Source organism: Nonomuraea sp. ATR24 (assembly GCF_041950485.1).
Taxonomy (GTDB): Bacteria; Actinomycetota; Actinomycetes; order Streptosporangiales; family Streptosporangiaceae; genus Nonomuraea; species Nonomuraea ceibae.
This window is the reverse complement of record NZ_JBGNUU010000008.1, coordinates 180,567-202,869: the sequence shown is the minus strand read 5'-3', so window position 1 is coordinate 202,869 and position 22,303 is coordinate 180,567. Positions and strand designations below refer to the sequence as shown.

The following is a 22,303-nucleotide window of genomic DNA, read 5'->3' as shown; positions in this document are numbered from 1 at the left end:
TGACGACCATGTCCATGACAGCGCTGTTCACCGGCAGGTCCGCCTCCGACGGCGGGCACGAGACCGACGTCTACCACTACGCGGCCCGCAAGGGAGCCATCGAGGCCGTCGACGTGGCCGCCGCCGACCTGGGCATCGACGTCCACCTGGTCAGCCAGGCCGTCCAGCACCTGGTGGAGAACCGGCTGCTGCGCGCCGACGCCGCCACCATCGGCCGGTACGTGCCCGTCGACCCCGATCTCGCGGTCGCCTCGCTGGTCTCCTCCGTCGAGCGGGAGATCTACCGGCGGCGCGAGCTCATCGACCAGATCCGCGAGGGCGTCGGCTTCCTCGGCGGCGGCGACGCCGCCCGCAGCACCGTGGACTACCTCGTCGGCGACCTGGAGGTGCGTGGCTTCCTCAAGACGGCCGGTGACGCCTGCCGGGACGAGCTGCTCGTGCTCCAGGCCGGGATCGGCGAGGCGGGCGACCTGTCGCAGATGTACCTCGTGCTGGTCGCCAGGGGCGTGACCGTGCGCGTCATCTGCCAGCACCGCAGCCGCGCCGACGTGGCCACCCGGCTGGCGATGAAGCGGCTCACGGACGCCGGGGTCGAGGTCTACACCGTCAGCAACGTGCCCCGCTCGGCGATCGTCTTCGACCGCTCGCTCGTCGCCCTGTTCGGCGACGGCGACGGCGACGTGTCACTGGCCCGGGTGCGCAACCAGGGGATCGCCCGGTTCTTCCTCGACATGTTCAACCACCTGTGGGAGAGCGCGACCCCGCTGGAGGGCGTCGAGTTCGGCTACGGCACCGTCGCCGACGACCTCCAGCAGTCCATCGCCGCCCTCATGGCCAAGGGCTACACCGACGAGGTGGTGGCCAGGAAGCTCGGCATGTCGGTGCGCAGCTGCCGCCGCCACATCGCCACGCTCATGCGCGACCTGGACGCCACCAGCCGCTTCCAGGCAGGGGTGGAAGCGGCCAGGAAGTTCCTCAAGACGGGCTGAAGGGGGCCTGAGCGCCCGTGGCGACGACCACGCCGGCCAGGTCGCGGGCCCGCTCCACGACCAGGTCGAGCCCGAGCACCAGATCCTCGAACGGCATCCGGGCGTCCAGGCAGATCCGGACCGTGCTGTTGGCGTCCTCCGCGTCCAGGCCGATCGCCGTCAGCACGTGCGACGGCTCCTGCGACCCTGAGTTGCACGCCGACCCGGTGGCCAGCGCCACCGACGACAGGCTCGACACCAGGCTCTCCCCGCGCACGCCGGGCAGCACCACGCTGAGCACGTGCGGCACGCCGTGGCGCGGGTCGCCGTTGACCCGCACGCCCGGCAGCCCCGCCCGCAGCATGTCCAGCGCGGTCGCGCGCAGCTCGGCGGCCCGCGCCCGCTCGGCCTCCAGCCGGGCCAGCGCCAGCTCGCACGCCTTGCCCAGCCCCACCACCAGGTGCGCCGGGATCGTCCCGCTGCGCAGCTCGTACTGGCCGCCGCCGAACATCACCGGCCGCAGCCGGTGCCGGATCTCCGGCCGCACGTACAGCGCGCCGACGCCCTTCGGGCCGCGGATCTTGTGCCCGGAGATCGACAGCGTGTCGGCCGCCGCCTCCCGCACCCGCATCGGGATCCGCCCGGCCGCCTGCGCCGCGTCCACGTGCAGCAGCGCGCCCGCCTCGTGGCAGAGCGCGGCCAGCTCCGCCACCGGCTGCACGGTGCCGATCTCGCTGTTGACCCACGCGGCGGTCGCCACCCGCGAGTGCAGGTCGAGCCGCCCGGCCAGGTGCTCCAGGTCGATCCGGCCGTCCGGGCCGACCCGCATCATTCGCACGTCCACGCCGCGCCCGGCCAGCGCCCGGCCGATCGCCAGCGACGACTTGTGGTCCGTCGGGCAGAACAGCCCGTTGACGGGCGCCCGGTCGTCGTGGCCGAACACGCCGAGCAGCGCCAGGTTGTTGCTCTCGGTCGCGCCCGAGGTGAACACCACGTCGCCAGGGTCGGCGCCCAGGAGCGCCGCCACCGACGCGGCCGCCTCGTCCACCGCCCGCCTGGCCCGCTTGCCCAGCACGTGCGGGGACGACGGGTTGCCGTACTCCTCGCGCAGGAACGGCAGCATCGCGTCCAGGACCTCGTCGTCCACCCGCGTCGTCGCGCAGCCGTCCAGATAGATGACCTTCATGGCGTCAGCTCCCGAACGTGCTGACGGTGACGAGCTTGCCGTAGATCTCCTCGGCGGACATCTCGCCGCTGCCGCCAGGATCGGCGATCACCACCCGCATGCCCGGCAGCTCGTACAGGTTGAGCGCGATGTCCACGCCCGTCTGCACGGGCATCAGGCACTCGCCCGGCGCGAAGATCAGGATGGCCCGGTAGCCCGCCCGGTACACCTCGGAGACCATCTCGGTGATCTCGCCGGCGCAGCCGGTGATGCCGCAGCTGATGAGCGTGCGGTAGTTGCCGTCGGCGTCGAGGAAGGCCACCTCGCTGTCGCCGTTCCCCGAGTCGAGGTAGCGCTTCTCCAGCCGGCCCTGCTTGACCAGCCGGTCGGCGGCCTTCTGGAAGCGGTACTTCAGCCACGTCTCCGGGAACGCCAGCGGGTGCTTCCTGCTCGGCAGCACGTCCTCGGCCGACAGCCCGGCCTCGCGCAGGATCTTCTCGTACGAGCCGGGCAGCTCGGCGAAGCCGGCGAAGAACTCCGCGCGCAGCTCGGAGGCCGGGCGGCCCGCCGACGGCACGTACTGCCAGTCGTTGACGAGCAGCAGCAGCCGGGTGTCGACGCCGGCGGCGGCGTAGTCGCGCAGCAGCCCGGCCGACAGCTGCCAGGTGTAGCCGGGGAAGATGCCGACGCGGCCGGCGATCCGGCGGCGCATCGTCTCGTCCGCCTGCTCCTCGATGACGCCCGGGACGAGCCGCCCCGACGCCGCGTCCTCGAACAGCATGAAGTGGCCGCCCATGACGACCAGGTTGGCGAGGTCCTCGCCGGGCAGTTCGCGTGCTATCGCGTCGCGGAGCTCCCGCTCCGAGGCGACCAGGCGCTGTGACCTGGTCACCTGGCCGGTGGATGCGTGGTTCATGGTCTCACTCCGAGTGTGCCTGGTTCTGGTGAAGGCGCCCCTGGGCCAGCCGGGAGGCCAGCGCGCCCAGCGGTGCGGGCCCGGCGAGCTGGTTGAGGGTCAGACCCTCCCAGCCGCGCCGCGCGAGCTCGGCCAGCACCTGCGGGATGCGCAGGACCTGGCCTCCGGCGAGGGTGTAGCTGTCGGAGAGATCGAGGGGGCCGAGGCCGTGCGCCTCCCGCACGGCGTCGGCCAGGGCGCGGGCGGCGGGGCCGGCGTGACCGTGCCACGTCTCCAGCGGGACGGGGGCGGGCGGCGCGCCCGCCGGGGCGAACCCGGCGATCCGGGCCGCCTCGCCGAGCGTCGGACCGGGCGCGCCCTCTTGTGACGCGCGGGCGTCGCAGGTGAGGACCAGCGCCTCCATGCCGCGCAGGAACCGCTCGACGTCGCCGGCGTCCATGACGGACGAGGCGGCGTGCAGCGACAGGGCGACCGCGTCGCGCCACTCGTCCACCCGCAGGTACGTGTCGTCGCCGTGGTGCGCCCACGCCCACGGCACCGGGTTCCAGGTGAAGGCGGTGCGCCGGCCGCCGTACTCGCGGGTGCGCTGCTTGATGAAGTTGATCTCCGAGCCGAGCCGTACGGCGACGCCGCGCCGCGACCCCTCCCGCGACACCATCTCCACGACCTTGTCGTAGGGCACGTACGCGTGCTCCCCGGCCCGCCCGTACGCGGCGGCCACCCGGCGCAGCAGCTCGCCGAACGAGGGGTCCCCCGCGCAGCTCACCCGCACCAGCATCGGCGAGAACATGCACGTCAGCACGTCGGGGCACGGGTGCGACTCACGGTTGCTGACGAACGCCAGGTGCGCCACGTCCTCACGCCCGGTGTAGAGGGCCGCCATCGCCGTGTAGGCGGCCACGTGCACCAGCGACGGCCACACGCCGTGCCGGGCGGCGATCCGCCGCGACGCCGCCAGCATCGGCGGCGAGATCAGCGTCGCGTGCCCGGCCGGAGGGCCGTCTGCCCGCTCGGTCCGGCGCGCCGCGAACGGGTCGGCCGGCAGCACGCCGACCTCCTCCTGCCAGTACGCCATCGCGCGTGACGCCACGATGGCGGCGTCCGCCGACGCCTCGTGGCGGGCCAGGTCGGCGGGCTGGTGGCGGACCGGCGGCAGCGCGGCCGGGCGCCGGGCGACGGCCCCCGCGCTCTGCGTGCGCAGCTCCCGCTTGATCTCCCCGAGCGTCCACATGTCGACCGCCAGGTGGTTGAACACCAGCACGCAGTGCCGCGGCGCCCCGCCGGAGGTGATCAGGCACGCCCGCACCGGCCACTCCCCGGCCAGGTCGAACGGCCGCGTGCTGAGCTCCTCGACCACCTCGGCGGGCGTGGCGCCGCCGTCGCGCTCGGCGGTCACCACCGTGACCGGCAACGGCGCGGGCGGGCGCACCCGCTGCTCCGGCCCCGGGCCGAAGGTCGTGCGCAGGATCTCGTGCCGCCGCGTCAGGTACGTGAGCATCGCCCGGCAGGCCGCGACCGTCAGCCCCGCGGGCAGGTCGAACCGCAGCACCACGTGCGTCTCGTGCTGGTGGCCGGGCGGCAGCTGGTGGACCCGCAGCCACATGTAGCGCTGCCCCCAGCACAGGCTCGCGGATTTCATTTTCTCCCACCCCCGGCGGTCGGCGGACACATTCGAGGATCGGCTTTCGGGACAGCCGGCACAACCGCTGTTCAATGGCAGGTTCCGGCCGTGGGAAACGGCCAGGAGCGCCATTGTTGACCGATGATCCGCCGTTCGGCAGCCTGAATATTCACCACTGGATTGGGGGTAACGCGATGCTGGAAATTCCGGACCGGTTCCAGAGCATTCTGCGCGCGCATCTGCCGTACGCGGAGTCGGCCGGGCTCACCGCCCGCGACGAGCTGTCGGCGCTCGGTCTCGACTCGATGGGCGTGGTGCGGCTGATGGTCGACATCGAGAACGGCTACGCGGTCGAGCTGCCCGACGAGCTCCTGGACGAGTCCACGTTCGCGACCGTCGGCTCGCTGTGGCTGGCGCTGTCCACGCTGATGACGACCCGCCCGGACCGTCCCAGGCCCTTCTGAGCGGGGCCGTCCCGCAGCCGTCACCCGCGCAGGACCGCCGCCACGGCCCGGCGGTCCACCTTCCCGTTGGCGTTGAGCGGCAGCTCCGCCACCGGCGTGACCGAGCGCGGCACCATGTAGCCGGGCAGCACCTGCGTGACCCCCTTGACCAGCGCCACCGGATCCAGCGCCGCCCCGTCGAGCCCGGTGCAGGCGGCGGCCAGCTCCGGCTCGCCGTCCGGGCCGGGCAGCGCCAGCACGACCGCCTCCTGCACGCCCGGCTGCCCGCGCAGCGCGCACTCCACCTCGCCCAGCTCCACCCGGTGGCCGGAGATCTTCACCTGCTGGTCCAGCCGGCCCAGGTGCACCAGCACCCCGTCACGCCAGGCCACCCGGTCCCCGGTGCGGTACCACAGCTCCGGCGCCGCCGTCGCGCCCGTCTCCGCGCCGGTCGCGACCCGCCCGTCGAACGCGGCGAACCGGCCCGCGTTCACCGCCGGATCGGTGTAGCCGGGGAAGCGCTGCACGCCGCGCAGGCACAGCTCGCCCTCCTCGGCCGGCCGCCCGTCGCCGTCGATCACCAGGTGCTCCACGCCCGGGTACGGCAGGCCGATCGGCACCGTCCCGTTGGCCGTCACGGGCCAGCGGGCCGGGTCGGCGGGCAGGCGGTACTCGGTGCAGCTCAGCGTCAGCTCCGTCGGCCCGTACACGTTCTCCAGGACGCTGTCCGGCGCCGCAGCCCGCCACGCCGCGGCCTGCCGCAGCGTCAGCGGCTCCCCGCAGAACAGGCTCCACCGCAGCGACGGCATCGACCCCGGTGCCAGCCGGCGCAGCCGCATCGCCACCGACACCACCGACGGCACCGAGAACCAGTGGGTCAGCCGCTCCCGGGAGACGAACGCGACCGGTTTGAGCAGGTCGTAGCGGCCCGGCACGACCAGCGTCGCGCCGCTGCCCCAGGTGGCGAACAGGTCGAACACCGACAGGTCGAACGTCAGGTCGAAGGTCTGCGACACCCTGCACCCCGGCCCGAGCCCGTACCGGGGGATCACGTGCCGCAGGTAGGCGTCCACGCTGCGGTGACGGATCGGCACGCCCTTCGGCGTCCCCGTCGAGCCCGAGGTGAACAGCACGTAGGCGACGTCGTCGGCCTGCGCCCGCGCGGACGGCGCGGGACCGGACGGGTGCGGCTGCCCGGCGGCGGCACGGACCACGCGGACGCCGTCCGGCAGCCCGGGCGGCTCCAGGCCCGCTTCCGACAGCACCGCGCCGAGCCCGGCGGACGCGGCCACCAGCCGGTTGCGGGCGGGCGGCGCGGCCGGGCTCAGGGGTACGGCCGCCGCGCCGAGCCGCTGGATCGCCAGGTACCCGGCGTAGGCCAGCGGGCCGCGGCCCGCGTGCAGCCCCACCCGCGACGGCGGCCCGTCGCAGGCGCCGGCGATCAGCGCCGCCAGCCGCCCGGACAGCGCCTCCAGCTCGGCGTACGTCCAGCGTTCGCCGCCGGCCTCCAGGGCGACCCGGTCGCCGTGACGCGCCGCCGACGCGGCGAACCACTGGTGGAGGGTGCGTGCCATGGCCTCTCCCTCGATGACGGCCCGCTACCGGGACGACCCAGTCGGGCTCGGCGGGCCGGGCGGGCTGGGCGGGTTCGCCGGGAACAGCGCCGGGGGCAGCTCGGCGCCCGCGCTCCACAGGTCCTTCAGCGCCCGGTCCGGCTCCGTCAGCGCGAGCTGGATCCCCATCGGGATCGTCCGCATGAGGTCCGTCATCGCCTCGGCCGGCAGCACGTCGGGGTCGCCCAGCATGAGCACGCCGGTGCGCCCGCCCCGCACCTCCACCCGCACCCGGAACGCCTGCCCGTACGGCTGGGCGACGGGTGTCCAGGCCAGCTCGGCCGGCGTCTGGTCGGCGGGGTCGCTCGGCCGCCGGTCCACCTGCACGTAGTTGAACCAGGCGCGGAAGAAGTGGTTGACCCAGCAGCCGTGCTCCGGCGCGGGCCCGGCCACCTCGGTGACGCGGTCGAAGTCGTAGCTGCCGTGCCGGTAGGCCCTGGCCCCCGCCCAGTGCAGCCGCTTGATGTGCTCGGCGAGCGTGGCCCGCCGGTCCACCTCGGTCACGACGGGGACGAGCTGGTTCATGGTGCCGATGAGGTGCTGGTCCTCCGGGGCGAACCGGTTGGACGACATCAGGCTCATCGTCACCCGGTCGGTGCCCAGGTGGCGGGCCAGTCCGGCGGCGACGAACGCCATCACCACCGCCGGCGCGGTCACGCCGTGCTTGCGCGCGGCCTCCGCCGCCAGGCCGCCCAGCCGCCGCGAGTGCAGCGTCAGCTCCAGCCGCTCGCGCTTGACCCGCGCGGGCAGCGTCGGCAGCTCGTCCGTCAGCCCCTCGGCCAGCACCGACCGCCAGTAGCGCTCGGCGCCCTCCTGGCGGGGCCGCCAGGCGTCCGCGCGCTGCCGCCGCGCCACCTCGCGCGGCGGCGGGCCCGCGGGCGCCGGGCGGGCGCCCGACGTGAGCGCCTTGAACTCGTCCTGGAGGTGGTGGATCGACCACAGGTCCACGATCAGATGGGAGAACACCAGCGTCAGGTACACCGGGGCGCCGCGCGAGCACACCAGCCGGCCCCGCCAGTTGAGGTCGTCCGCCATCGCGAACGGCACCGCCACCAGCTCCGCCTTGGTCCGCTCGTGCTCGGCCGGGTCGGTCACCACCCGGTCCACCCGCTCGATCGGCAGCGCCACGCTCTCGTGCACGCGCTGCACCGGCGTGCCGCCGCCCGGGTCGTACGTGGTCCGCAGGGCCTCGTACCGGGCGACGAGCCGCTCCAGCGCGGCGGTCACCTGCCCGACGGACAGGCCGCGCAGGTCCCAGGTGGCAGGCAGGTTCGCCTCGGCCAGCCAGTCCTCCGGATACCGCTCGATCTCCCGCCAGCTGAACAACTGGCCGTGACTGAGCGGAGACTCGACGGGCATGCGCCCTCCTCCCGCGGCTTCGTCCGTCCGTCATTCATCCCCGACCGCCGGCGCCCGGGTCAAGGGGCCGGACGGTCGGCGGCGATGGCAACAAATGGCGGCAACAAGGTGCCGCCTGCGACCTGTGCCCGCGGTCCGAACCGCCAATTAGGGTCTCACTCACTATGCAATGGCCGCGAACTCGTCCGGCTGTCGGTAAATGCTTCACAGCCGTTCGGATAAACGGCGTCAATTGGACGCCCGAGGCTTTGGGGTGGCGCATTGATGGGTGAGTCGGGACAGCGGAGCGAGCCGGACGCGATCGCCGTCATCGGCATGGCGTGCAGGCTGCCGCGGGCAACGGATCCGGACAGTTTCTGGAAACTCCTGCGCGATGGCGAGGACGCGGTCACGGACGCGCCCGAAGGCCGATGGCCCGAGGCGGCCGAGTACCGGCGGGGCGGGTTCCTCGACGACGTCGACGGCTTCGACGCCGCCTTCTTCGGCATCTCGCCGAACGAGGCGGCCGCGATGGACCCGCACCAGCGGCTGGCGCTCGAACTCGGCTGGGAAGCCCTCGAGCACGCCCGCGTCGTGCCCGCCGCGCTGCGCGGCAGCGCCGCCGGCGTCTTCCTCGGCGCGATCTCCCAGGACTACGCCGCCCTGCGCGACCGGGCGCCCGGCCCCGGCCGCCACGCCTACACGGGCGTCAACCGGGCGCTGATCGCCAACCGGATCTCGTACGCGCTCGGGCTGCGCGGCCCCAGCCTCACCCTCGACACCGGCCAGTCGTCGTCGCTCGTCGCGGTCCAGATGGCCGCGGCCAGCCTGCGGCGCGGCGAGAGCGACGTGGCGCTCGCCGGCGGCGTCAACCTGAACCTGCTCGGCGAGACCACCGCCGCCATCGGCGCGTTCGGCGCGCTGTCCCCCGACGGCCGCTGCCACGTCTTCGACGAGCGGGCCAACGGGTACGTGCGCGGCGAGGGCGGCGCCGTCGTCGTGCTCAAGCGGCTCGCCGACGCGCTGGCCGACGGGGACCGGGTGCACGCGGTGATCCTCGGCGGGGCCGTCAACAACGACGGCGGCGGCGAAGGGCTGACCGTGCCCAGCGCCCGGGCCCAGGAGGAGGTCATCAGGCTCGCCTGCGCCGAGGCCGGGGTGACGCCCGGCGAGGTGCGTTACGTCGAGCTGCACGGCACCGGCACCAAGGCCGGCGACCCGGTGGAGGCCGCCGCGCTCGGCGCCGCCTACGGGGCCGGGCGGGCCGAGCCGCTGCTGGTCGGGTCCGTCAAGACGAACATCGGCCACCTGGAGGGCGCGGCGGGCATCGCTGGGCTGCTCAAGGTCGTGCTCGCCGTCAAGCACCGCGAACTGCCCGCCAGCCTGCACTTCCGCACGCCGCCCGCCGCCATCCCCCTGGACGCGCTGCGCCTGAGCGTCGTCGCCGAGACCCGCCCCTGGCCGGACGGCGGCCGCCTGCTCGCGGGCGTGAGCTCGTTCGGCATGGGCGGCACCAACTGCCACCTCATCCTCGCCGAACCCCCGCCGCCCGTCCCCGGCGCGGCGGCAACCGCCGCGACCGAAGCCGCAGCCGAAGCCGGGGCCGTGACGGGAGCGGGCGATCAGGCACCGTGGGTGCTGTCCGGGCGAGCGGAAGGGGCCCTGCGTGAGCAGGCCGCCCGGCTGGCCGCGCTCGCGGCGGACCCCGCCGTCGCGCCGGTGGACGTGGCGCTCAGCCTCGCCGCCACCAGGACGCCGTTCGAGCGGCGCGCCGTCGTCCTCGCCACCGGCCGCGAAGCCCGGCGGGACGCGCTCGCCGCCCTGGCCGAGGGGCGTCCCCACGACTCCGTCGTCACCGGCGCCGCCGTGCCCGGCGGGTGCGCGTTCGTCTTCCCCGGCCAGGGCTCCCAGTGGCCCGGGATGGCGCGCGAGCTGATCGACGCCTCCCCGGTGTTCGCCGCCCGCCTCGCCGAGTGCGCCGACGCCCTCGCGCCCTTCGTCCCGTACGCGCTGATGGACGTCCTGCGCGAGCGCCCCGGCGCGCCCGGCCTGGACCGCGTCGACGTCGTGCAGCCCGCGCTGTGGGCGGTCATGGTCGCGCTGGCCGGGACGTGGCGCGCCCACGGCGTGCACCCCGCCGCCGTCGTCGGCCACTCGCAGGGCGAGATCGCCGCCGCCGCCGTCGCCGGGGCGCTCACGCTGGGCGACGCCGCCAGGGTCGTCGCCCTGCGCAGCCGCGCCATCGCCGGCATCACCGGCAAGGGCGGCATGATGTCGGTCGCCGCCCCGCTGGACGTGGTCGAGCCCGTGCTGCCCGGCGGTGTCTCCGTCGCCGCCTACAACGGGCCCCGTTCGCTGGTCGTCTCCGGCCCCCGCGAGGCGCTGGCCGAGCTCGCCACCCGGCTGCCCGGGCACCGCACCAAGATCATTCCGGTCGACTACGCCTCCCACTCGCCCGAGGTCGAGGCGGTGCGCGAGGACGTGCTGGCCGCGCTCGCCCCGATCCGGCCGGTGAGCGTGGAGACGACGTTCGTCTCGACGCTCACGGGCGAGCCGATGGACACCGCCGGGCTCGACGCCGCCTACTGGTACCGCAGCCTGCGCCGCCCCGTCCGCTTCGGCCAGGCGGTGCGCGCCGCCCTGGAGGAGTGCGCGCTGTTCGTCGAGTGCAGCCCGCACCCGGTGCTGGTCACCGGCGTGGAGGAGACGGCCGAGGACGCGGGCCGCGACGTCGCCGTGACCGGCACCCTGCGCCGCGGCGAGGGCGGCGCCGAACGGCTGACCCGGTCGCTGGCCCAGGCGTACGCGCAGGGCGCACCGGTGGACTGGGCCCGCCTCTGCCCCGGCGGACGCCCGATCGACCTGCCCACGTACCCGTTCCAGCACCTGGCCCACGGCGCCTCCGCCACGCCCCGCCGCACCGCGCCGGCGACGCCGGTCCCGGTGGACGCCGAGCCGCGGGAGGCGGCGTCGCGCGGCGGGACGTCGCGCGCCGAGGTGCGCGAGCTGGTGCTGGACACGACGGCGCGGCTGCTCGGCTACGGCGAGGCGGCGGCGGTCGAGCCCGGCCGCACGTTCAAGGACCTCGGCATGGAGTCCGCCACCGCCGTCGAGCTGCGCGACAAGCTGCGCTCGGCCACCGGGCTGCGGCTGCCCGCCGGGCTGCTGTACGACCACCCCACGCCCGACCGGCTGACCGCCTTCCTGCACGGGCTGCTCACCGGAGCGGAGCCGGAGCCCGCCACCGCCGCCGCCGTCACCCCGGCGCGGACTGACGACGACCCGATCGCGATCGTCGGCATGGGCTGCCGCTACCCCGGCGAGGTCACCTCGCCCGAGGACCTGTGGCGGCTCGTCAGCACCGGCTCCGACGCCATCACCGAGTTCCCCGCCAACCGGGGCTGGGACTTCGGCACCCTGTTCGGCTCGGGCGGCTCCGGCACCAGCGACACCAGGCACGGCGGGTTCCTGCACGACGCCGACCGGTTCGACGCCGCGTTCTTCGGCATCAGCCCGCGCGAGGCCACCGCCATGGACCCGCAGCAGCGCCTCCTCCTGGAGATCTGCTGGGAGGCCGTCGAACGCGCCGGCATCGACCCGGCGGCGCTGCGCGGCTCCCCGACCGGCGTGTACGTCGGCGCGATGGCCCCCGACTACGGGCCCCGCCTGCACCAGCCGGACGGCGCCTCCGACGGCCACCTGCTGACCGGCACCGCGCTCAGCGTTGTCTCCGGCCGCATCGCCTACACGCTCGGCCTGCGCGGCCCCGCGATCACCACCGACACGGCCTGCTCCTCCTCGCTCGTCTCGATCATCCTGGCGATGCGGGCGCTGCGGCGCGGCGAATGCGCGCTGGCGCTGGCGGGCGGCGTGACCGTGATGTCGACGCCCGGCATGTTCGTCGAGTTCAGCAGACAGGGCGGGCTGGCCCGCGACGGGCGGTGCAAGGCGTTCTCGGCGCAGGCCGACGGCACCGGCTGGGCCGAGGGCGCCGGCATGCTCGTGCTCGAACGTCTCTCCGACGCCCGCCGCCACGGCCACCGCGTCCTCGGCGTCCTGCGCGGCGGCGCCGTCAACCAGGACGGCGCCAGCAACGGGCTCACCGCCCCCAGCGGGCAGGCCCAGCGCGAGGTCATCAGGCAGGCGCTCGCCGACGCCCGGCTCACCGCCGCCGACGTCGACGCCGTCGAGGCGCACGGCACCGGCACCCGGCTCGGCGACCCCATCGAGGCCGACTCGGTCATCGCCGTCTACGGCGAGGGCCGCGACCCCGGCCGGCCGGTCTGGCTCGGGTCGCTCAAGTCCAACATCGGCCACACCCAGGCCGCCGCCGGCGTCGCCGGGGTGATCAAGATGGTGAAGGCGCTGGAGCACCGGACGCTGCCGCCCACCCTGCACGCCGCCGACCCGACGCCGCACGTCGACTGGGCCTCGGCCGGGGTCGGCCTGCTCACCGAGCCGGTCGAGCTCACGGGGGACCGGCCGCCCCGGGCCGGCGTCTCCAGCTTCGGCATCAGCGGCACGAACGCGCACGTCATCGTGGAGGCCGCCCCGCCGCCCGCCGAGCTCCCGTACGAGGAGCCGGTGGCCGGCACGGACGCCGGGCCGATCGTCTGGGTCGTGTCGGCCCGCACCGAGGCCGCCCTGCGCACCCAGGCCGCCCGCCTCCACACCCACGCCGAAACCCTCATCACCCAGACCCCCACCTCGGAACCGACCGACCCCACCGCCGGGTCGGCCGCCACCTCCGCGGACGCCGACGTCCCCGGCGGTGAGTCCGCCGACGCGGTGGCGGGTGGCGTGATCGGGGTGCTGGTGGACGCGGGGCGGGCGCTGGCGCGGCGGGCGGTGTTCGCGCACCGGGCCGTGGTGGTCGCCGCGGACCCGGACGAGCTGCTGGCCGGGCTCGCCGCCCTGGCCGCCGGGACGCCGCACGCCGCCGTCACCAGCGGCGTCGCGCCCGCCGAGGCCAAGCCGGTGTTCGTCTTCCCCGGCCAGGGCTCCCAGTGGGCCGGCATGGCCGTCGACCTGCTGGACGGCAGCCCCGCCTTCCGCGAGCAGGCCGCCCGCTGCGACCGCGCCCTGTTCCCGTACACCGGCTGGTCCGTCATCGACGTGCTGCGCGGACGTCCCGGCGCGCCGCCGATGGAGGGCTCCGACGTCATCCAGCCGGTGCTGTTCACGGTCATGGTTGCGCTGGCCGGGCTGTGGCGCACGCTCGGCGTCCAGCCTGCCGCCGTCGTCGGCCACTCGCAGGGCGAGATCGCCGCCGCGTGCGCCGCCGGGGCGCTCTCCCTGGAGGACGCCGCCCGCGTGGTCGTGCTGCGCAGCCGGGCGCTGACGAGACTGGGAGACAAGGGCGGCATGCTCGCCGTGTCGCTGCCCGCCGCCCGCGTCGGCGAGCTGCTGGAGCCGTTCGCCGGACGGCTGTGGCCGGCCGTGTTCAGCGGCCCGTCCAGCACGGTCGTGGCGGGCGACGCCGACGCGCTCGACGAGTTCGCCGCCGCCTGCGGCGACGCGGTGCAGACCCGCCGCGTCGCCATCGGCTACGCCGCCCACACCCCGCACATCGACGAGCTGCGTGAGGAGATCCTGCGCGTCCTCGACGGGGTACGGCCCCGCGACACCGAGGTGGCGTTCTGCTCCTCGTACGCGGGCGAGTTCATCGACCCTGGCCTGCTCACGGCCGAGTACTGGTTCACCGGGCTGCGCAACCCGGTCCGGTTCCAGCAGGCGATCGAGGCGGTCGCGGCGGCGGGGACACCGGTGTTCGTCGAGGCCAGCCCGCACCCGGTGCTGACCGGCCACGTCCAGGACACGCTCGCGGCGGCCGGCGCGCCCGGCGGCGCCACGGGCACGCTGCGGCGCGGCGACGGCGGCGCGCCGAGGCTGTTCAAGGCGCTCGGCCAGGCGTGGGTGCTCGGCGCTGGCGTCGACTGGGCTGCCGCGCTCGGCACGGCCCGCCGCCACCACGAGGCCCTGCCCGGCTACCCGTTCGAGCGGGCCCGGCACTGGCTCACCGCCCCCTCGGGCGGCTCGGGAGAGCTGTTCGGCCTCGCCGCGCCGGGCTCCGGGCACCCGCTGCTGGGCGCCGTGCTGCCGGTGGCCGCCGACGACGGGTTCCTGCTGGCCGGGCGGCTGTCCGTGCCGGCCGTGCCGTGGCTGGCCGACCACGCGATCGACGGCGGCGTCCTGCTGCCCGGCACCGCCTTCGTCGAGCTGGCGCTGCAGGCCGCGGCCGCCGCCGGCTGCGACGCCGTCGAGGACCTGACCCTGGAGACGCCGCTGCCGCTCCCGCCGGAGGGCGCGGCGCACGTGCAGGTCAGCGTGTCGGGGCCGGACGAGCAGGGCCGCCGCGCCCTGACCGTGCACGCCCGCCCGGCGGGCGACGCCGACGCCCCCTGGACGCGCCACGCCACCGGCCTGCTCGGCCCCGGCGCCGGGGACGCCCCCGAGTGGCTGCCCGGCTGGCCGCCCGAGGCCGGCCCGATCGGCCTGGACGGCCTCTACGAGCTGCTCGCCGAGCGCGGTTACGCGTACGGTCCCGCGTTCCAGGGGCTGCGGGCCGCCTGGCGCGACGGCGGCGACGCGTACGTGGAGGTGGCGCTGCCCGAGCAGGCGCGCGCCGACGCCGGCCGGTTCGTGCTGCACCCGGCGCTGCTGGACGCGGTGCTGCACCTGGTGGTGCTGGAGTCGGCCGACGACCCGTCGGCGCTGCTGCTGCCGTTCTCCTGGAGCGGCGTGCGCGTCACCGCGCTGGGGGCCGAGACGGTGCGCGCCCGGATCACCGACCTGGGCGACGACCGGATCGCGCTGGCGCTGTTCGACGGCACGGGCGCCCGGATCGCCGCCGCCGAGCTGGCCCTGCGCCGCCTGCCGCGCGGCGCGGCCCGGCCCGCCGCCGGGGCCGCCGGGCACACGCTGGACTGGACGCCGCTGCCCGAGCCGTCCGCGGCCGGGGCCGGCGGCTGGGCGCTCGTCGGGTACGACGAGGCCGCCGACGAGCTGGCGGCCGAGCTGGAGCGGGCGGGGATCGCCGCGCCGCGCCACTACGACCTCGCCTCGCTGGCCGGCATGAACGCGGGCGGCGTGCCCGCCACCGTGCTGGCTCCTGTCCACGTGGACGGCGACGACCTGCCGTACTCGGCGCACGACGCGCTGCGCGAGGTCCTCGACCTGGCGCAGGGGTGGCTGGCCGACGATCGCTTCGCCGGGTCGCGGCTGGTGTTCGCCACCCGGCCGGGCGGGCCGGGGGCGGCCGCCGTCTGGGGCCTGCTGCGGTCTGCCCAGTCCGAGCACCCGGGCCGCTTCGCCCTGGCCGAGGTCGCGCCCGGCTTCACCGCCTGGGAACGCCTCGCCGCCGCCGTCGCCTCCGGCGAGACCCAGCTGGCCACGGCCGACGAGCAGTTGCTGGCGCCGCGCCTGACCCGGCAGGAGCTCACCTCGGGGACATTGCCCGAAATTTCGGGACCTGTGCTGGTGACTGGTGGCACGGGTGGTCTGGGCGCGCTGGTGGCGCGCCGTCTGGTGACGGTTCACGGTGTGCGGGATCTGCTGCTGGTGTCGCGGCGTGGTGAGTCCGCTCCGGGCGCCGGTGAGCTGGTGGCCGAGCTGGAGGAGCTGGGCGCCCGGGTCAGGGTCGCGGCCTGCGACGTGTCGGACCGCGACGCTCTGGCCGCCCTGCTCGCGGACGTGCCCCTGGCCGGGGTCGTCCACACGGCGGCCGTGCTCGACGACACCGTCCTGGAAGGGCTGTCCGGGGCCCGGCTCGACGCGGTGCTGGCGCCCAAGGCCGACGCGGCCTGGTACCTGCACGAGCTGACCCAGGATCGCGAGCTGTCCTTCTTCGTGCTCTTCTCGTCGCTGGCCGGGGTGCTGGGGAACGCGGGCCAGGGCAACTACGCGGCGGCGAACGCGTTCCTCGACGCCCTCGCCGCCCACCGGCGGGAGCTGGGCCTGGCGGCGGTGTCGATCGCCTGGGGCCTGTGGGACACCGCATCGGGCATGTCGGGCGGCCTGTCCCAGGCCGACGTGGCCAGGCTGGCCCGCGCGGGCATCGCCCCGCTCACGGTCGAGCAGGGCCTCGACCTGTTCGACACGGCCCTGACCAGCTCTGAGCCGCTGATCGTGGCCGCCCGCTGGGACACCGCCGGGCTGCGCGCCCGAGCCGAGGCGGGCGACCTGCCGCCCATGCTCCGCGGCCTCGTCCGCACCCCTCGGCGCGCGACGACGGCGGCGAGCACGGCGGCCGTCGCCGGACCCGGCGGGCTGACCGAGCGGCTGGCCGGGATGGCCGAGGCCGACGGCCGCGCCCACCTGGTCGAGCTGGTCCGCTCGCACGTCGCCGCCGTCCTGGCGCACGGCAGCCCCGAGGACGTGGACGTCGACCGGGCCTTCAACGAGCTGGGCTTCGACTCGCTCACCGCCGTCGAACTGCGTAACCGGCTCAACGCCGACGCCGGGCTCCGGCTGCCCGCCACGCTGGTCTTCGACCACCCGACCGTCACCGCGCTGGCCGCCTACCTGTTCGGCGCGCTGGCGCCCGAGGCGCCGTCGGCCGAGGACACGCTGCGGGCCGCCGTGGACCAGGCCGAGTCGATGCTGCGGACGGCCAACGGCGAGGCGGACGCCATGCGCGGCCAGCTCGTCGCCATCCTGCAGAGCGCTCTCACGAGGATCGGGGCCACCAGCGCCGTCCCCTCCGCCGACCCCGCCGGCAGCGGCGGCGCGGCGGAGATCGGCTCCGCATCGGACGAGGAGATCTTCGCCCTGATCGACAACCGGGCGATGACGTCCCCCCTGTCTATGGAAAGGCCAGAACGTGGCGAATGACGAGAAACTCCGTGCCTATCTCAAGCGTGTGACCGTCGAGCTGGCGGAGACCCGCCGGCGGCTGGCCGACGAGGAGGGCCGCCGGCACGAGCCGGTGGCGATCGTCGGCATGGCCTGCCGTTTCCCCGGCGGGGTGACGGGCCCGGAGGAGTTGTGGGACCTGGTGGCGTCCGGGGGCGACGCGATCACCGAGTTTCCCGCCGACCGGGGCTGGGACGTGGACGGGCTGTACGACCCCGACCCGGAGGCGTCCGGGAAGTCCTATGTGCGACACGGCGGGTTCCTGCACGACGCGGGGGAGTTCGACGCGGGGTTCTTCGGGATGAGCCCGCGCAGCGCGCTGGCGACGGATCCGCAGCACCGGCTGTTCCTGGAGTCGTGCTGGGAGGCGCTGGAGCGGGCCGGGATCGACCCGGGCACGCTGCGCGGCAGCCGCACCGGCGTCTACGCGGGCAGCATGTACGAGCTCTACTCCACGCGCTTCCTCGACCGGGTGCCCGAAGAGGTCGAGGGCAGCCTGCTCACCTCCAGCACGCCGAGCGTCCTGTCCGGGCGCGTCTCGTACACGCTGGGGCTCGAGGGACCGTCCATCACCGTGGACACGGCCTGCTCGTCGTCCCTGGTCGCGCTCCACCTCGCCACGCGCGCCCTGCGCCAGGACGAGTGCACGCTCGCGCTGGCCGGCGGCGTCACCGTGATCGCCGCGCCGGACATCTTCGTCGAGTTCTCGCGGCAGCGGGCGCTGTCGGCGGACGGGCGGTGCAAGTCGTTCTCCGCCTCGGCCGACGGGGCGGCGTGGTCCGAGGGCGTGGGCGTGCTGGTGCTGGAGCGGCTGTCGTCGGCGATCCGCAACGGACGGCGCGTGCTCGCGGTGATCCGCGGATCGGCTGTCAACCAGGACGGCGCCAGCAACGGGCTGACCGCGCCCAGCGGCCCGGCCCAGGAGCGCGTGATCGGCCAGGCCCTGGCGGACGCGCGGCTCGACACGCGGGACGTGGACGCCGTCGAGGCGCACGGCACCGGCACCCGCCTGGGTGACCCGATCGAGGCCGGGGCGCTGCTGGCCACCTACGGCCGGGGCCGCGCCGACGACCGGCCGGTGTGGGTCGGCTCGGTCAAGTCCAACATCGGCCACACCCAGGCCGCCGCCGGGGTGGCCGGAGTGATCAAGATGGTGCAGGCCATGCGCCACGAGGTGCTGCCGCCCACCCTGCACGTCACCGAACGCACCCCGCACGTCGACTGGGAGTCCGGGCGGGCCGAGCTGCTGACCTCGGCCCGCGCCTGGCCCTCGGGGGAACGGCCGCGCCGGGCCGGGATCTCCTCGTTCGGCATCAGCGGCACCAACGCCCACCTCATCATCGAGGAGGCCCCCGCCGCCGAGCCCGCCACCGAGCCCGAGCCCGAGCCCGGGCCCGTGACGCCGGAGGCGCCGGAGCAGGTCGCCTGGCCGATCAGCGCCCGCAGCCCCCGGGCCCTGCGCGCCCAGGCCGCCCGGCTGCACGCCGCCGTCACCTCCGGCGAGCCGCCCCGGCCCGCCGACGTGGCGCGCACCCTCGCCGGACGCGCCGCCCTCCCGCACCGCGCCGTCGTCCTCGGCCCCGACCACGCCGCCCTCACCACCGCCCTCGCCGCGTACGCCACCGGCACACCCGCCCCGGCCGCGCACGCCACCGGCACACCCGCCCCGGCCGCGCACGCCAACGGGAGCTCCCCGAGCGGCGGGCCCGCCGCGGCGGCCGTGGTGGAAGCGGCAGTGGTGGAAGGGGTGGCGGGGGAGCAGCCGAGGACGGCGTTCCTGTTCACCGGGCAGGGCGGGCAGCGGGCCGGGATGGGCCGCGAGCTCGCGGCGGCGTCGCCCGTGTTCGCCGCCGCCCTGGACGACGTGTGCGACGCGCTGGGCCCGTACCTCGACAGGCCGCTGCGGGACGTGATGTGGGCCGAGCCCGGCAGCGCCACCGCCGCTCTGCTCGACAGGACCGCCTACACGCAGCCGGCGCTGTTCGCCTTCGAGGTGGCCGCACTCAAGCTGCTCGCCTCGCACGGCGTGCGGCCGGACGCGGTCGCCGGGCACTCGGTGGGCGAGTACGCCGCCGCGTACGCCGCCGGGGTGTGGTCCCTGGCCGACGCCGCCCGCCTCATCGCCGCGCGCGGCCGGCTCATGCAGGAGCTGCGCGAGCCCGGCGCGATGGTGGCCGTGGAGGCCACCGCCGAGGAGGTCGCCGGGTCGATCGCCGGGCTGGAGTCGCGCGTGAGCGTCGCCGCCGTCAACGGCCCCGCCGCCGTGGTCGTGTCCGGCGCCGAGCGGGAGTGCCTGGCCGTCGCCGAGCAGTGGCGGGCCCGGGGCCGCCGCATCCGCCGCCTGCCGGTCAGCCACGCCTTCCACTCGCCGCTGATGGAGCCGATGCTGTCGGCGTTCGCCGCCGAGCTGGCGGGGGTGACGTTCGGCAGGCCGCGCACCACGGCCGTCCCGGGAGCGGGCGGCACGTGGGCGAGCACCTCCTACTGGCTCGACCAGATCACCGGGCCGGTGCTGTTCCGGGCGGCGATCTCCCGCCTGGAGGACGAGGGCGTCGGCGTCTTCGTGGAGGTGGGGCCGCAGGCGGTGCTGTCCGGGATGGCGCACGACTGCGTCACCCGCGAGGACGCCGCGATCGTCCCCCTGCACCGCCGCGACCGTACCGAGACCGACGGGCTCGCCGGCTGCCTGGCCCGCGCCTGGACGGCGGGGGTGCGCGTGGACTGGCCCGCGCGGGCGGCGGGCGGCCGGCTCGTGGACCTGCCGACGTACGCCTTCGAGCGCGAACGCTACTGGCTCGCCCCGCCCGCGCCCGCCGCCGACCTGGCGGCGGCCGGGCTGCGCGAGGCCGGGCACCCGCTGCTGAGCGCGGCCGTCGACCTGCCCGAGGACGGGCCCGTGGTGCTGACCGGGCGCCTGTCGGTGGCCACGGCGCCCTGGCTGGCCGGGCACGCGGTGTCCGGGACGGTCGTGCTGCCCGGGGCGGCGCTGGCCGAGCTGGTCCTGGAGGCGGCCGGGCGGGTGGACTGCGACGCGGTCGAGGAGCTGGTGTTCGAGTCGCCGCTGACGCTGCCGCCGGAGGGCGCGGTGGCCGTCCGGGTGGTCGCCGAGAGCTCCGACGACGCGGGGGCCAGGCCGGTACGCGTGTACTCGCGGCCCGCCGGCGACCCCGACGCCGACTGGACCCGCCACGTGTCCGCCACCGTCACGGCGGGCGGCGCCCCGCACGCGGCCGCGTACCCGTGGGCCGGGACCTGGCCGCCGGAGGGCGCCGAGCCGGTCGAGGTCGAGGGCGGTTACGAGCGGCTGGCCGAGCGCGGTTACGAGTACGGCCCGGCCTTCCAGGGGCTGCGCGCGGTGTGGCGGCGCGGCGACGAGCTGTTCGCCGAGGTCGCCCTGCCCGGCGACGTGGACCCCGAGGGGTTCGGCATCCACCCCGCCCTGCTCGACGCGGCCTTCCACCCGCTGCTCGTCGCCGGGGACGACGAGAGCGTGCGGCTGCCGTTCGAGCTGCGCGGCCTGCGGCTCCTCCATCCCGGCGCGGACCGGCTGCGGGTGCGCCTGACCGGCGCGGGCGGCGACGAGTGCGCGCTGGAGGCCGCCACCCCGGCGGGACAGCCGGCGCTCTCCTTCGCCTCCCTGCGCGTGCGGGCGGTCCCGTCCGGGACGCCGGCCGGGCCCGCGCAGGCGGTGTACGCCGTGGAGTGGTCCGAGACGCCGCCCGGCAGCGGCGTGGCCGAGGCCGTCGTCATCCCGTGCGTCACCGACCGTCCCGGCGACGTCCCCGCCGCCGTCCGCCGGCTCACCCAGCAGGTGCTGACGGCGATCGGCGACGCGCGGATGGCCGAGTCGCGGCTGGCGTTCGTCACCCGCTCCGGCGACCCGGCGGGCGCCGCCGTGTGGGGGCTGGTGCGCGCGGCGCAGGCCGAGCAGCCCGGCCGGTTCGTGCTGGCCGAGGTCGAGGACGGCCACGCCGACTGGGGCAGCCTGGCCGCCGTCGCCGAGCCCCAGGTACGGGTCCGCGACGGCAGGGTGCTGGCCCCGGCCCTCGTCCGCCGCAAGCCCGAAACCCGCCCATTGCTGGAAATTTCGGGGCCTGTGCTGGTGACTGGTGGCACCGGTGGTCTGGGCGCGCTGGTGGCGCGCCGTCTGGTGACGGTTCACGGTGTGCGGGATCTGCTGCTGGTGTCGCGGCGTGGTGAGTCCGCTCCGGGCGCCGGTGAGCTGGTGGCGGAGCTGGAGGGGCTGGGCGCCCGGGTCACGGTCGCCGCCTGCGACGTGGCCGACCGCGACGCCCTGGCCGCGCTGCTCGCGGACGTGCCCCTGGCCGGAGTCGTCCACACCGCGGCAGTCCTGGACGACGCGCTGATCGAGAGCCTGACCCCCGAACGCATGGACGCGGTGCTGCGCCCCAAGGCCGACGCCGCCTGGCACCTGCACGAGCTCACCCGCGACCGGGACCTGGCGTTCTTCGTGCTGTTCTCGTCGCTGGCCGGGGTGCTGGGGAACGCCGGTCAGGGCAACTACGCGGCGGCGAACGCGTTCCTCGACGCCCTCGCCGCCCACCGGCGGGAGCTGGGCCTGGCGGCGGTGTCGGTCGCCTGGGGCCTGTGGGACACCGCATCGGGCATGTCGGGCGGCCTCTCGCAGGCCGACGTGGCCAGGCTGGCCCGTACCGGCATCGCCCCCCTCACCGTCGAGCAGGGCCTCGACCTGTTCGACACCGCGCTCACCAGCCCCGATCCCCTCGTCGTCGCCGCCCGCTGGGACACCGCCGGGCTGCGCGCCCGAGCCGAGGCGGGCGACCTGCCGCCCATGCTGCACGGCCTCGTCCGCACCCCCCGCCGCACCGCCAAGCCCGCCGGCGTGGCCGAGCTGATGTCCCGGCTCGCCACCCTCACCAGGGACGAGGCGCTGCGCCTGCTCACCGAACGGGTGCGCGGCCACGTCGCCGTCGTGCTCGCCCACGGCAGCCCCGACAAGGTCAGCGTCGACCGCGCCTTCAACCAGCTCGGCTTCGACTCCCTCACCGCCGTCGAACTGCGCAACCGGCTCAACGCCGACACCGGCCTGCGCCTGCCGCCCACGCTCGTCTTCGACCATCCGACGATCAGCTCGCTCGCCGAGTACCTGTTCAGCACCCTCGCGCCCGCGCCGCCCTCCCCGGAGGAGACCCTGCGCGGCGCGCTCGAACGTGTGGGATCCATGCTCACCAGCGCCACGGGCGACGGCGAGGCCATCCGCAGCAAGCTCGTCGCGGTGCTGCAGAGCGGCCTGGCCAGGTTCGGCGCGGCTCCGGACGGCGCGGGCCGTCCCGACACGGTGATGGACAAGATCGATTCCGCTTCCGACGAGGAGATCTTCGCCCTCATCGACAACGAGATGTGA

Annotated in this window: 9 protein-coding genes; 4 read left to right on the top strand and 5 right to left on the bottom strand. The window is 75.7% G+C overall.

Annotated elements, in window-relative coordinates:
* Positions 1-8 precede the first annotated feature (8 nt).
* A complete protein-coding gene (locus tag ACBI99_RS21765; RefSeq protein WP_219509635.1) occupies positions 9-989 on the top strand; it encodes a hypothetical protein in 981 nt (326 codons plus the stop codon).
* Here the strand turns inward: ACBI99_RS21765 and ACBI99_RS21760 are convergent.
* The 3 genes from ACBI99_RS21760 to ACBI99_RS21750 are packed head-to-tail and all read right to left on the bottom strand — an operon-like array spanning position 976 to position 4,688.
* Positions 976-2,154: a cysteine desulfurase family protein gene (locus ACBI99_RS21760; protein ID WP_375073272.1), complete on the bottom strand. Its 1,179-nt coding sequence runs from the start codon at positions 2,152-2,154 to the stop codon at positions 976-978. The genes ACBI99_RS21765 and ACBI99_RS21760 overlap by 14 nt on opposite strands.
* Before the next feature lie 4 nt (positions 2,155-2,158).
* On the bottom strand, positions 2,159-3,049 hold the full coding sequence (locus ACBI99_RS21755; protein ID WP_219509637.1) for an LPD16 domain-containing protein: 891 nt from the start codon (positions 3,047-3,049) through the stop codon (positions 2,159-2,161).
* A gap of 4 nt (positions 3,050-3,053) precedes the next feature.
* Positions 3,054-4,688, bottom strand: coding sequence for a condensation domain-containing protein (locus tag ACBI99_RS21750; protein WP_375073271.1), 1,635 nt, complete (start codon positions 4,686-4,688; stop codon positions 3,054-3,056).
* Positions 4,689-4,864: 176 nt separating this feature from the next.
* Between ACBI99_RS21750 and ACBI99_RS21745 the strand changes: the two genes are divergently transcribed.
* A complete protein-coding gene (locus ACBI99_RS21745) occupies positions 4,865-5,134 on the top strand; it encodes a phosphopantetheine-binding protein (protein WP_219509639.1) in 270 nt (89 codons plus the stop codon).
* Between the two features lie 20 nt (positions 5,135-5,154).
* Here ACBI99_RS21745 and ACBI99_RS21740 read toward each other — a convergent pair whose 3' ends face one another.
* Entirely contained in the window at positions 5,155-6,687 is a 1,533-nt protein-coding gene (locus tag ACBI99_RS21740; RefSeq protein ID WP_375073270.1) for an AMP-binding protein, read from the bottom strand.
* Between the two features lie 24 nt (positions 6,688-6,711).
* Positions 6,712-8,085: a condensation domain-containing protein gene (locus tag ACBI99_RS21735; RefSeq protein WP_375073269.1), complete on the bottom strand. Its 1,374-nt coding sequence runs from the start codon at positions 8,083-8,085 to the stop codon at positions 6,712-6,714.
* Positions 8,086-8,349: 264 nt separating this feature from the next.
* Here ACBI99_RS21735 and ACBI99_RS21730 point away from each other — a divergent pair, with 264 nt between their 5' ends.
* Positions 8,350-16,896, top strand: a complete 8,547-nt coding sequence (locus tag ACBI99_RS21730; RefSeq protein ID WP_375073268.1) for a type I polyketide synthase — start codon at positions 8,350-8,352, stop codon at positions 16,894-16,896.
* A 28-nt stretch (positions 16,897-16,924) separates the two neighbouring features.
* The gene (locus tag ACBI99_RS21725) at positions 16,925-22,303 is read left to right on the top strand and encodes a type I polyketide synthase (protein WP_375073266.1); all 5,379 of its coding nucleotides are present in this window, start codon (positions 16,925-16,927) and stop codon (positions 22,301-22,303) included.

Coding starts and splice junctions, on each gene's coding strand:
- ACBI99_RS21765 (WP_219509635.1), top strand. CDS start 9: ATGTCCATGACAGCGCTGTTCACCGGCAGGTCCGCCTCCGACGGCGGG.
- ACBI99_RS21760 (WP_375073272.1), bottom strand. CDS start 2,154: ATGAAGGTCATCTATCTGGACGGCTGCGCGACGACGCGGGTGGACGAC.
- ACBI99_RS21755 (WP_219509637.1), bottom strand. CDS start 3,049: ATGAACCACGCATCCACCGGCCAGGTGACCAGGTCACAGCGCCTGGTC.
- ACBI99_RS21750 (WP_375073271.1), bottom strand. CDS start 4,688: ATGAAATCCGCGAGCCTGTGCTGGGGGCAGCGCTACATGTGGCTGCGG.
- ACBI99_RS21745 (WP_219509639.1), top strand. CDS start 4,865: ATGCTGGAAATTCCGGACCGGTTCCAGAGCATTCTGCGCGCGCATCTG.
- ACBI99_RS21740 (WP_375073270.1), bottom strand. CDS start 6,687: ATGGCACGCACCCTCCACCAGTGGTTCGCCGCGTCGGCGGCGCGTCAC.
- ACBI99_RS21735 (WP_375073269.1), bottom strand. CDS start 8,085: ATGCCCGTCGAGTCTCCGCTCAGTCACGGCCAGTTGTTCAGCTGGCGG.
- ACBI99_RS21730 (WP_375073268.1), top strand. CDS start 8,350: ATGGGTGAGTCGGGACAGCGGAGCGAGCCGGACGCGATCGCCGTCATC.